This is a genomic window from Listeria rocourtiae FSL F6-920 (assembly GCF_000525975.1).
GTDB classification, from domain to species: Bacteria; Bacillota; Bacilli; order Lactobacillales; family Listeriaceae; genus Listeria_A; species Listeria_A rocourtiae.
Genome location: NZ_AODK01000043.1, coordinates 23,155 through 36,128 on the forward strand (window position 1 = coordinate 23,155; position 12,974 = coordinate 36,128).

At 41.1% G+C, this 12,974-nt stretch carries 10 protein-coding genes; 2 read left to right on the forward strand and 8 right to left on the reverse strand.

The window, feature by feature from the left end; translation table 11 throughout:
• The 7 genes from PROCOU_RS13055 to PROCOU_RS13085 all read right to left on the reverse strand — a co-directional run bounded on the left by PROCOU_RS13055 (position 1) and on the right by PROCOU_RS13085 (position 10,079).
• The gene (locus PROCOU_RS13055; protein WP_036073148.1) at positions 1–2,085 is read right to left on the reverse strand and encodes a BglG family transcription antiterminator; all 2,085 of its coding nucleotides are present in this window, start codon (positions 2,083–2,085) and stop codon (positions 1–3) included.
• 16 nt (positions 2,086–2,101) lie between these two features.
• Positions 2,102–3,541 carry a PTS mannitol transporter subunit IIBC gene (locus PROCOU_RS13060; RefSeq protein ID WP_036073151.1) on the reverse strand — a complete coding sequence of 480 codons (1,440 nt, stop codon included), beginning with the start codon at positions 3,539–3,541 and terminating at the stop codon, positions 2,102–2,104.
• 458 nt (positions 3,542–3,999) lie between these two features.
• The gene (locus PROCOU_RS13065; protein ID WP_036073153.1) at positions 4,000–4,329 is read right to left on the reverse strand and encodes a thioredoxin family protein; all 330 of its coding nucleotides are present in this window, start codon (positions 4,327–4,329) and stop codon (positions 4,000–4,002) included.
• Positions 4,326–4,766 (reverse strand): flavodoxin, encoded by a 441-nt coding sequence (locus PROCOU_RS13070; RefSeq protein ID WP_036073155.1) that lies wholly within the window; start codon positions 4,764–4,766, stop codon positions 4,326–4,328. The genes PROCOU_RS13065 and PROCOU_RS13070 overlap by 4 nt, the downstream gene beginning before the upstream one ends.
• Complete coding sequence (locus tag PROCOU_RS13075) at positions 4,763–5,812, reverse strand: ribonucleotide-diphosphate reductase subunit beta (RefSeq protein ID WP_036073157.1); 1,050 nt, start codon at positions 5,810–5,812, stop codon at positions 4,763–4,765. The genes PROCOU_RS13070 and PROCOU_RS13075 overlap by 4 nt, the downstream gene beginning before the upstream one ends.
• A 218-nt stretch (positions 5,813–6,030) precedes the next feature.
• Entirely contained in the window at positions 6,031–8,307 is a 2,277-nt protein-coding gene (locus PROCOU_RS13080) for a ribonucleoside-diphosphate reductase subunit alpha (protein WP_036073159.1), read from the reverse strand.
• Between the two features lie 437 nt (positions 8,308–8,744).
• Positions 8,745–10,079 (reverse strand): MATE family efflux transporter, encoded by a 1,335-nt coding sequence (locus PROCOU_RS13085; RefSeq protein ID WP_036073160.1) that lies wholly within the window; start codon positions 10,077–10,079, stop codon positions 8,745–8,747.
• A gap of 191 nt (positions 10,080–10,270) precedes the next feature.
• Between PROCOU_RS13085 and PROCOU_RS13090 the strand changes: the two genes are divergently transcribed.
• Positions 10,271–10,630: a YxeA family protein gene (locus tag PROCOU_RS13090; RefSeq protein WP_036073162.1), complete on the forward strand. Its 360-nt coding sequence runs from the start codon at positions 10,271–10,273 to the stop codon at positions 10,628–10,630.
• A 19-nt stretch (positions 10,631–10,649) separates the two neighbouring features.
• A complete protein-coding gene (locus PROCOU_RS13095; protein ID WP_036073164.1) occupies positions 10,650–10,991 on the forward strand; it encodes a YxeA family protein in 342 nt (113 codons plus the stop codon).
• A 49-nt stretch (positions 10,992–11,040) separates the two neighbouring features.
• On the opposite strand, the gene PROCOU_RS13100 is transcribed toward PROCOU_RS13095, so the two are convergent.
• Positions 11,041–12,471: an aminotransferase-like domain-containing protein gene (locus tag PROCOU_RS13100; RefSeq protein ID WP_036073166.1), complete on the reverse strand. Its 1,431-nt coding sequence runs from the start codon at positions 12,469–12,471 to the stop codon at positions 11,041–11,043.
• Between the last annotated feature and the right edge of the window lie 503 nt (positions 12,472–12,974).

The following is a 12,974-nucleotide window of genomic DNA, read 5'->3' on the forward strand; positions in this document are numbered from 1 at the left end:
CTATTTCCTCCTCATATCATGTAAAAATCCATTCAATTTCCTAATTATAAAAGCTGTGATTTCAGTACCATTTCCTGATTCCAATAATCGCGTTGTCTCTATGCTCTCAACTGCCATTGCACTAATAAAGCTCATCACTTCAAGCCCTTGTGGCGCCAATTTTTCTGGTGCCAGCAAAACGAGTAAAGTTGTTGCTGCTACATTACCGCCACCCATCGCTGGTACATCGACCGCATCCTGCAACGAGAAAATCTGAAAAACCGGCTGATGCACAAACTCGTTTCGAACATGAAACAAAGCGAGACGTGTCTCGGGAATCCCAAAGCCGCTCCATTTTTCCCGTTCTAACAACGAGCGCAACAATATCTCCACCTGAATTTCCCGCTCCTGTGCAAACATTGCCATACAAACCGCTCGCAATGTGTCTTCTAAATCATGCTGTGTATCCTCCATTTTCACAACCTGAAATCCCTTCAAAATTGCCAAAATCGTGTTCATATATTCCTGCTCATTTTCCAAATGATGCACTGCTTCAAGTAAAGTCATTCGTTCTTCTTGCTCTCTGGTCTCCTTCTGAGGCATAAACATTTCCTTTTGCTTCAAAAAAACCTCAATCTTCGAAATTTCTCGATCTGTCAGCATTGGACTCACCAAGAAATATTCGAAATCGACTTTCCCCAAATCAATCGTTGAAACAATAACATCAAAATGTTGTGTATTACGATGATTCAAGATTTCAAACAACGACACATTTTGCAAATCCTTGAGCTGTGGTAAAGCCTGTTTCAAGCGTGTCGCTAGCATCTTAGACGTCCCAATACCACTCGAACAAACGACTAACCCAGAAAATACCTGATGCTCATTTTTCTGCAACAACGCTGCCCCGAAATGTAGAACCAAATAACCAATTTCCTCATCCGGAACATCCGATTGTTGATAAATCTCGCGAAACGCCACACGTACAATTTTGAAAAGTGACGGATAGTCATGCTTTATTGTCTTAATCAAAGGGTTGTGAATGCGCATATTTTGGTCCAATCTACGCAACGCAGGTCGCAAATGCGCAGTCAATCCACTGAGCAATGCTTCTTCCTGAAAAGAACTACCAAGCTCTCTCTCTACTTTTGAAATAAGCCGTTTTGCAATCGTCACCGCCTGCACATTCTCATTCCCAGAGAAGATTCCAGTCTCGTCTTGTGCCTTAGCCCCGCGAATATGTGTCGTCACATAAAACGCTTCCCCATCTGGCACAACAAACGCTTCCATATCCAAACAAGCAGCTAGTAATTCTTTCGCTACTGTAAATTCTGGAAAATCACGGAAATATGCTTGTTCCGATTTCATCTCTTGCAAATAATTCCCACTAATCATGCGCTCTACTGAAATCGAAATATGCACAATAAGTGTCAAATATGCCTCATCTGTTATTTCATAAGCCAAATCCTTACGCCAAGCACGAATATTTCCTTCCACTTTTTGAATCAGTGAATGATCAATTACATTTAGTAAGCGCTCATCCGCCAACATCTCCAGCTCATCTTGCTTCTGCCGCTGGAACAATTGAAACAGTGAATTTTTCGAGCCAGTCATCGCGATTAAATCACTGAGTAAGGCTCGTTTTGTGGCTTCTTCTGCAATCAATTTGACACCATAACCACGTTTTCGCTCAATCTCCGCGCGTCCAATCAGTTCTTCTTCTAGCTTTGTCAAATCACTGCTCACCGTTGATATCGTCACATTCAAATCATTCGCCAATACAATCAATTTCACCGGCTCATTTTCCTTCAGTAACGTTTTCAGAATAAACTGCTGTCGCTCCATTGGTGTAAATTCATTGTACGAAAGGTCGAGTAGCTGCCATTTGAAATCTTGACGACTAGACTCCGATCCAAACACAGAAATTTTAGCATCTTTACGCTCCAAAGCTAGCTGATATGAACCCAAAACAGCCTCCACTTCCTTCAGATCCCGCCTAATCGTCCGCTCACTCACATCCATATATTCCGCCAAGTCCGCTGTTGCTACCGGTTCATGGCTCATTAAAAGCTGTTCCAATATAAGTCTCGTCCTTGCCGAAATATACATCTAAAAATTCCCCCAGTTATTTCTGGTCAGCCAAATTCTGTACTAATTCATCATATTTATGACTATTCAAGAAATTGTCCACCGAAATATGATAGGCTTTTGGTAGTTTTTCCGTTGCACGGGCCGTTAAATCTTGATGTGTAACGACAATGTCGGCATCTTCAGGCAATTGAGCAATTGCAAAATTCACAACCTCAATATCCAACCCAGCCTTTTTCACCTTATTACGCAACACTGACGCTCCCATCGCACTCGACCCCATGCCAGCATCACACGCAAAAATAATTTTCCTCGTTCCAACTGGAATACCATCCGTTGCCAATTCTGCGTCAGTCACACTAACAACCGCACTAGCAAGCGTCGCCTTTTTCCCTTTCATTTTAGCCATCTTTTGCTCCGCTGTTTTTAGTTCCGCATCATCTGTCGCTTTCGACGTTTTCAGCACCACCGCAGACACCGCAAACGAAACAAGTGTCGCAAATAATACGCCACAAATAATACCAAGATAATCGCCTCGCGGTGTCAAAGCAAGTATCGCAAAAATACTACCCGGAGAAGCTGTTGCAACGAGTCCAACGTTAAACAAATTAAATGTAATTATCCCAGTCATGCCACCAGCGATAGCACCGATAATAAGCGCGGGTTTCATCAATACATACGGGAAATAAATCTCATGAATCCCACCTAAGAACTGAATAATAATCGCGCCTGGAGCTGTCTGTCTCGCCGTTCCACTACCGAAAATGGTGTACGCCAACAAAATTCCCAGACCCGGTCCAGGATTCGTTTCCACTAAGAACAGAATCGATTTACCTGTACTAACTGCCTGATCAATTCCAAGCGGTGCCAAAACCCCTTGATTAATTGCGTTATTCAAGAACAATACTTTTCCAGGTTCCACTAAGATACTAACAAGCGGTAACAAATGATTATCAATTAAAAACTGAACTCCGGAGGCCATCGCCGTATTCACTGCTTGAAGCGCAGGCCCGATTGTCTTTAAGGATACAACTGCCAAAATCCCCGCTAAAATACCAGCTGAGAAATTGTTGACCAGCATTTCAAAACCAGCCCGAATTTTTCCTTCCATCATTTTATCGAATTTCTTCATTAGCCAAGCCGCAAATGGGCCTAAAATCATCGCGCCCAAGAACATCGGCATCGAAGTACCCACAACTGCCCCCATCGTGACAGCCGCACCAACGACTCCACCACGCGTATCATACACCAGTTTACCACCTGTGTAGCCAATCAAAAGGGGTAATAAATACTTAATCATCGGATCGACTAATTTGGCAATCTCCTCATTTGGCCACCAACCAGTCGGAATAAATAGTGCCGTAATAAGGCCCCATGCAATAAACGCCCCAATATTGGGCATAATCATACCACTTAAAAAACTACCAAAATGCTGAACCTTCACACGAAAGCCAGACTTCGCTTGTTGTTGCTCCATTTCCTGTGTCCTCCTATATTCTTTCCTGATATCCAGCAAAGAATCCCTTTGTTTTCTGCTTCAAAGCGATGCCTCGCCCGCTCCACTAAAGAAAGTGCGCCCTTTCCAAATACTAGCTTCACATATTGGCTTAGCTCTTACATCCATTGTATGATAGCGGTATCAACATAGCAATATAATCAAAATTGGAATTTGTCCTCGTTGGATGGACAAGATTGGAGAGCAAGTTTATATACTATTTCAAAATTTATATTTCACTTCCAATTCCATTATATTTTGTCTTCTACAATCGAAATTTCTTTATCCTTATTACACATATCTCTTTTAACAGCGGGTCGGGACAGTGACAACAAGTAACGGCGATTTCTAACCTCAACCCGAAAAACCCTAGTTGTCGGCACAACTAGGGTTTTTCGGTAGCACGATTAGTATTTTTCTTAAATGATTATATCGACCATTCAAGCCTTCTGAGCAACAACTGCTTCCTCAATATGCTCCGGTGGAATAAATCCATTCAACCGTGAAACCTCTTCGCCGCCTTTATAAAGTACCAATGTCGGTGTTTGGCGAACGTTGCGATCAAAAAAGAAATTTTCCCCAACTTCTTCTAATTTCACTTTCAATACCTTCACCTTATCTGCCATCGATGAGTTCTTAAATTCTTGAAAAGAAAGGTCTAACATTTTGCAGTTCGGGCAATTGTCTTTCCAGTAATCCACGTACACTAATTCTCCCGCTGCAATATGTTGTTCGAATTCTTCCATTGATTTTATTTCGATACTTGTCATTTTACTACCCCTTCTCTCATGGATAAAACTTCCGTGACCCAGTTCTTAATCGCCACGTGATCCCGTTCATTATTTGGCATTTGCTCAATCTTTAACCTCGGATATACCGACTCAAAATAAGTCGCCATCCGATCGACTGCCCCGCAAAAATAAGCCATACTCCATTGTGTTTCACCTGTCCCAAAAATCGCGACGTGCGGTGGTTTCATTTCTAATTCTGCAATAAAATCTTTCATATCTGGCGGCGTCCTACCTAAATCTGCTGTCCAAGCCCCTAACATGAACAAATCGTAGTCCGTCTCAAGCGGATATTGGGCGCCAGGATAAACGCGGAAACTCGTCACATCATGTCCGACGCGTACAAGTTCAGCCTCTATTTCCTCAGCTACCATCTTCGTATTCCCACTTAAAGAATCATACGCCAAAAGGATTCTCATAGGTCGTCAAAACCGTTATCAACATTTGTCTTTTTGTAACTACTATTGCGCATTTCGAAAAAGTCCGTTTTCGTCTCCGTAAAGTTGTCTGCATAAGCCTTAATCCATGTCATCTTATTGTCACTATGGCCTGGATAAAGTTCCGGAATACCAAGCATACCGAGCATTTTATTGGCACGATACTTCACGTAATCCACCATTTCCGATACGTCTATACCTTCAATTCCATCCAATACTTCTTCTGACCAAATCGACTCAAGCTCCACAGCATGGCGGAAAGCCTCATGTGTATATTCCACAAGCTCATCTGTTTGCAATTCCGGATTTTCACCAAGAATAGCGCGAATAACTTCTGAGATAAACTTAGAATGTGCTAGTTCATCACGATTAATAAAGCTAATAATTTTCCCAGTTCCCGTCATTTTATTTTGACGCACTAAGTTATAAAAATAAGCAAAACCGCTATAAAAATTAATGCCTTCTAAAATAGAAGATTGAATCAATGCTTTCACTAAATTCTCGCCCGTCTTATTCGTCATAAACGCATCATAAGACTCCATAATTGGCTCATTTCGCTTCACTATTGTAGGGTGCGTCCTTGCCAATTCAAAAATTCGTTTCTGCTCTTGCAAATTCGTGATTGACGCAAGCACGTAAGAATAACTTTCATTATGAATCACTTCTTGTTGTCCAATAATCGCGGTATTCGCATGAACAGCCGGATCAGTAATATATTCTGCGACATTATAAATAAATCTCGTTTGTGGTGAATCAAGTGTTGCTAGCAATCCAATAATCGCATCAAAAGCATATTTCTCTTCTTCTGAAAGCAACGGATACTGTTTAGCATCACTCTTCATATCAACCTCATCAGGAATCCAATAATTTGTCGATAACTCTTTATATGCACGATAAAACGATGGATACGGAATATCATTCCAATTCAAAATACCACTTGTGTCCCCATTTATAATTGCAGTTGAACGATTTGGGCTGAGCGGCTCCAAAATTTTAATACGATGCAATTCTTCTTTTTGTTCCGTCATACAATAACCTCCTCTTAATCTTTATGTACAATTTTTTGATGTTTTTGTAACATCTACACTATGCATAAACAAATCGAGCGAAAGCGTTTGCCTCGCTCGAATTTGGTGGAAGCCGGAAGCGGAACATACTCAGGTATGTGAGAACCGGAAGTCCATCAAATTCGGGCGAGGCGAGCGCTTGCCGCCGATTTACATCGTATATGAACTATTTTAATTTATCAGCTTGAGCACCATTCGCACTCTTCAACATCGATATCATTAGAACGAACATAGTAAGTTGTTTTCAAACCTTCACTCCAAGCCAACATATGAAGTTCTAGCAATTTACTTGCCTTAATTCCACTTGGTACATAGAAGTTGAAGCTTTGCGATTGATCGACATGACGTTGGCGACGGCCATTTTGACGGACACTTGCAAATTGGTCCACTTGATACGCACCTTTACCATAATAAGGATATGTCTTAAGTGACAGATCTGGCGCAATAACCGGGCGACGATAATCTTTCTTCTCTTCATAATAAAACGGACTGAAAATTGGATCGATGGACGCTGTTGATCCTGCGATTTGTGCTGTACTCATATTTGGAGCAACAGCTAACAGATACGCATTACGGATACCATTTTTCGCGACATCTGCTGCAAGTTCTTGCCATGCATCGGATGTATAGCCACGACGTTCAAAATATTCACCAGTATTCCAATCACTACCTTTAAAGACGGAATACGTGCCTTTTTCTTTACCTAATGCTGCGCTCGCTTTGATTGTTAGGTAGTTAATTTGCTCGTATAGTTCGTCGGCAAATTGTTCTGCCTCTTCACTATCCCACGCAATATTTTTAAGGGCGAGCAAATGATGCCAACCAAAAGTGCCAAGTCCAATCGAACGATATTTCTTATTCGTAATCGTTGCTTGTGGTACTGGTAACTCGTTCAAGTCAATAACATTATCCAACATCCGAACTTCAATCGCAATCAAGCGCTCTAACGTATCTGGATCTTCCGCAGTTACGGCACGGCCCAAGTTCACAGAGGACAAGTTACAAACAACGAAATCGCCGGCTTGTTTTGTAATTACGATTTGATCACCACTAATGATCTCTTGAATCATCCGTGTCGGACTCATATTTTGCATAATTTCAGTACATAGATTACTCGAGTAAACCATACCCGCATGTTTATTAGGATTCATCCGGTTTACTTCATCACGATAGAACATAAATGGATTTCCTGTTTCCAGCTGACTCACCATGATACGTTTCATGATATCAATCGCCTTCACAATTTTTCTGCTTACCGTTTCATCCATCACTAACTCTTCATATTTCTCGCGGAACGAACCGTCACCTTTTTGCTCGTCGTAGAAATCTTGCAAGTACCAACCTTTTTTCTCTTTGACTTCATGAGGATCGAATAAGTACCAGTCACCACGACGCTCAACAGCTTCCATAAATAAATCCGGCATACAAACGGCTGTAAACACATCATGCGCACGTAAGCGTTGGTCTCCGTTGTTTAGACGAAGATCGAGGAACGCCTCAATGTCTTTATGGAAAACGTCCAAGTAAACGGCAATCGCACCTTTACGTTGCCCAAGCTGATCCACACTAACCGCTGTATTATTCAGTTGCTTAATCCACGGAACAACACCACCACTAGCACCGCGTACACCACGAATCGCAGAACCAGAAGAGCGTACATAACCAAGGTAGGCGCCAACACCACCACCATGTTTACTCACACGCGCCACATCCGTATTGCTATCATAAATCCCTTGCAAGCTATCATCCACTGTATCAATGAAGCAACTAGACAATTGACCACCGACTTTACCAGCATTGGCAAGCGTTGGTGTTGCTACTGTCATATATAAATTGCTAAGCGCCCAATAAGCTTCACGAACTAAATCCATCCGCTTTTCTTTCGGCTCATCTTGCATTAAATAAAGTGCAATCGTCAACCAACGTTCTTGCGGCAATTCATACACATTACGCGCTTGATCCGTGGCCAAGTAACGTGTTGCAAGTAGATACAATCCGTTATATGTGAAAAGTTTATCCTTCTCTGGATCAATCATGTCACCAGCTTGGATTAACTCATCTTTCGAATAATTTTTCAAAATGCTTCCAGAGTAAATACCGCGTTCGCCTAGGCTTTCTTGCAAGCCAACGTATGAACCATATTTGTCATCATCATTGTAAAAACGATTTTTACTCGCTTTCTTATATAACTTATTCAAATAAAGCCTCGCTGCAAATAATTCCCAAGCTGGAAGATGAACATCCGTCCGCGCCTCAGCCTCGCGAATCAAGTAATCCACTAGCTCATCTGCTGCGTAATCCTCTTTCTTCTCAATAAAGTTAAACACTTTACGTTTATAGTCTTCCATCTCTAGTGTCGGAAATTCTGTATGAATCGTATCTAGGTATCTGTTTAATCGCTCTTTGTCGAAAGGTAGTTTGCGATTCCCTCCATCTTTCACTATGTAAGTCGTCATTTGTAATCCCCATTTCTTTCTAATATTTCGAGTTATACTTGATCCCGCTTCTAATCGAAACAACCTACATTCGAACAAAAAAAATTAACTTTTGCAAAAGTCAGATCCTTTGTAAAAGTTAAAATAGCAATTCATGTTTTAACGGCTTTCGATACTATATATAGTACCTCGTTTCGAATGTGAATGCAAGATATAGTGTCTTGTCTTTTTTCTTAGAATCAAGACAAAACGTTTCACTTCAAAGGTTTTCGGATTTTAAATTTATTTTTGAAGCAAAATCTATGTGAAGTAGACTACAAAAAGCAATTTTGTCAACCACTATAAGTTGTGATTAGAACACCGTATGATACCATATTTAGTGGCAGGATTTTTATGGTTTTTTTATTTCACAAACATTAGAAAATCCGCGCCTGTGTGACACGGATTTTCTAATTTCATTACACTTTGCTAAATATGTGCTTTCGTCTCACATAAATAATGATGGAGAATGCCACAACAGCTTCTGAAAGTGGAATCGATGCCCAAACACCTTCTGCTCCGAAAAACGGCGGCAAGATGATTAAAAAAGCTACCATGAACAGCATTTCACGTGCTACTGTAATCCAAATAGCCATCCCTACACGGCCACTCGTTTGGAAATAGGTCATCATCACGAAATTAAAGCCCATAAAGAGATAACCCGCAAAGAAAATTCGCACAGCTACCGTTGCCAAATCCACAATTTCTGGGCTAAATGTACCGAACATCGCTACGATATGACCCGCACCAAAAAAACCGCCAACGAAGAACACAAGACCTGTTCCAACCGCTGTAATAACCGCAAGTCTCATCGTCTGTTGCTCTCTATCCCGCTGTTGTGCACCTCGATAATAACTAATCAACGGCTGAATCGCAGAACTCATGCCGAGAAATAACATTAAAATCACACTGTGCGTATAATTCAATACAGAAAAAGCTGCCACACCTGCCGTACCCGCCACTGCTGCAATCGCGATATTGTACCCCATCGTGAATACAGACAAGCCAAGCTCCGATAAAAAACTTGGTAAACCAATAGAGAACGTTTTTATAAATGATTTTTTCGAGAAACGAAATTTTACGAATCTTAACCGCGAAGATTTCTTAAAAAAGTGAATGGATAAAACACCAATTCCAACCGTTACCGCGATGATTGTTGCACCAGCTGATCCACTAACGCCCCAATCTAAAATAAATAGAAAGTAATAATTCAAAATCACATTCACGACCGCAGTCACAATAAGCGCGACCATTGATAAGTTCGGATCGCCATCATTACGCACAAAAATACTCAAAATGTTTTCAATCGTAAACGCAAATCCAAACATAAGGAGGATTGTCATATAATCCATCACATACGGCAACGTCTCCGAATTTGCTCCCAATACACTCGCGAGTGGCACCCGAAATACAAATGCAATAGCTGCAAGTGTAATCGTGATAACAAACACCATTATAATAGAACGAGTAAAAATGCGCTGCGCCTCTGGAATATTTTTCTCCCCTAGTGCGAACGAATATTGTGTCGCACCACCAATCCCAATCCAAAGTGAGATTGCCGTAAAAATCGAGAATACCGGAACCGCAATGTTAATACCAGCAAGCGCCACACCGCCAAGCCGATGCCCTACAAAAATCCCGTCTGCCACAATATTTACCGACATCAGCAACATCCCAACAAGCGAAGGAATTAAATACCTCAAAAATACCTTCAAAACCGAGTCGTTCTCCATTCTTGTGTCCATTTCTTTCATAACTTCTCACTTCCTAACCTAACGTTAATTAGTCAATGTTACTATTTAATCATACTTTCAATAAAAATGCAACATGACAGCCAACATTGCAAAATTGTAAGGTTCACCCCCTTCTTTGTTAGTTAAGAAGCGGGAATCTAATCTTTTGCCACGCTATAATAAATGTATCAAGTAAAGGAGTTGGCAACGAAATGAAAAAATTAATGGTTGCACTCATCGTTATCATCATTATAATAGGTGGCGCAGTGCTCGCCATGCGCTTTGTAAATTTTAACCGCATAGGCGCTGATACATACTACGTCAAAATCACAACAGATGGTAAGGTGACAAAAGGACAAGCCAGTGACGGCACTAACTACACAGACTACAATTACGATTTCCAAGGCTACAATGAGGAGGGTGAAGAAAAGCAGCTCAATCTCATCGCCCAAAAGAACCTACGCAAAGGGGCATATTTAGAAGTATTCGTAAAAGAAGATAAAGGCGTGACATCCTATGAAGAAGTCAAGCAAGCAGATGTTCCAAAAAAAGCCGCTGATAAACTAAAATAGTAACGAAAGGTTGAGGACAATGAAAAACAAAAAAGGATTAATACTTACTTTAGCAGGATTATTAATTGCACTATGCGTCGTGTTTGAATATGGAATGCCGTCAGATGCCGCTGCCAAAGCCTATTTTGTAGATGTGAATACGAATGGTGAACAAATCCAAAAAAACAATTTTTCCGGTTATAAATATACATTAAAAGGTTACAAAAAAGACGGCAGTTCGGAAAGCATCACATTCTACTCACCTGACAAACTAGCGAAAAATAAGAAATTCAAAATTCATGTAACAAATAATCAATTTGTTGCCAATTACAAACAAGTCAAAAGGTTACCATCCACAATTCAATATTATGCAGAACAATAAAAAGGTGTTACATCAAGGATTTATCGTCCTCGATGTAACACCTTTTTACTTATTCAGCATTAAGCTTCATTATTATATCTCTCAACCGCCATCTAAATTCCGAGCTATCCTCTTCGTTTAACCGCGTAAAAGTTAATCGGATGGCTGGTTCCTTGATACCAAACAAGAAAGCTGGCATAACTAATAATTTATGTTCCAAAAAAATATCAAAGCTACGGCTCGTCCAATTTTTATCGCTTGGTAATTGGCACCAAAGATGGAAACCGCCTTGTGGAACATGATATTTCAGTCCCTCTGGCAAACAGGCGATTAGTAAGTCACGCTGTTTCTGCAAAGTTTGGCGTAACCATGAGATATGATACTCGAAATCAGCGTCATTTAGGACATGATTTGCCAGTACTTGCGGAAATATACTAAGCCCAAAATCCATTTCTTTTCGTGCTTCGGCGAGCCTTGTCACAACAGCAGCCGGCCCTAGTAGCCACCCAATACGCGTAGTGGAGCCCATTATTTTCGATAAGGAGCCGATGTAGAGAACGTTATCGGGATCTAATTTCTTTAAAAGTGGGGGCATAGAGTAATCGGTAAACGATAGCATGCTATATGGGTCATCCTCTACAATTGGGACTTGGATTTTCGCACACAGTTTAACCAATGCTTCTCGGCGTTTTATTCCCATTGTTAAGCTCGTCGGGTTTTGGAAAGTTGGATTGACGAACACCATTTTAATACGATGTTTGCGATAAAGTTGTTCCAATTCATCTAGTTTCACGCCGTTTTCATCCATCGGCAATGCGTAGATTCGCAGACCTGCCGACTGAAATATTGACAATGCATAAAAGTAAGAAGGTGACTCAATCGCAATTGCATCTCCACTCGTTAATAAACATTGCGTAATTAAAAATAGAGCCTGTTGCGCACCCGATGTGATAAAGATTTGGTCGAGATTCGTTTGAACATCATGATTTCGTGCAATCATATCACGAATGGTTTCTTTTAAAGGCTGATACCCTGCTATATCCTCGCTACCCTCTTCAGCCAAAAATGTTTGCCAAGATAAGGCCGGCGTCGATATTTTAGGAATGAGTTGAACAGGAAGCTCACCGGAAGCAAGATCAATGACACCATCCGGTGATTCATGCAGAAGTTGTTTCATTTTATCCATGTAAGGAGTTGCTTGCAGAAAAGAACCTTGTGATACATAGTGACGCCAGTTTGTTTTTTGACCAGTAAAAACACCCCATTTATCTTCACTGATGCGCGTTCCACTTCCTTGTTTTCGTGTGATAATACCACGCGCACTAAGTTCATCAAGCGCCTTAGACAGTGTGGATCGATTAACATTAAGCATGGTAGCAAGTTCGCGCTCAGCTGGAATTCTATCACCAGGAAGTAGTTTACCGACCTCAATATAGTCTTCCATAAGCGCAATGATTTGTTGATAAATTGGAATTGATTCAGTTTTGGTGATTTTCCACATGGGAGTTCCTCCTTTGTTGAGGTTCTTAAAAAGCGTATTTTGCTTTTTTAGAACCTCAATATGCATGAGAGCGAAGCGAGCATGTAATCCATCAGTGGTTCTTAAGCGCCAAATAAGGAAAAGCTTGAAGCAAATAAGAAGCAGTACGCATGAGAACCTCAATATGCATGAGAGCGAAGCGAGCATGTAATCCATGTACAGCGTCACGTCATGTGCCTCCGGATCCAGCTTTGTTGTGGTTCTTAAGAAGCGTAGTATGCTGAATTAGAGCCTCAATATGTATGAGAGCAAAGTGAGCATGTAATCCATGTATTGCATCACGTAAAGCACCTCCGGATCCAGCTTCAACGGCCAACTCCTCGAAAACTTCACGCCCTCCATAAAAAGCAAGAGCGGCTTTTTCTTGCGGCCGCTCCAGTTTTTGTCGGAGCTGAACGGGCCGTTTCAGCTTTTCATGTGATCCAGCTTTGTTGTGGTTCTAAAAAAGCGTAGTGTGCTTTTTT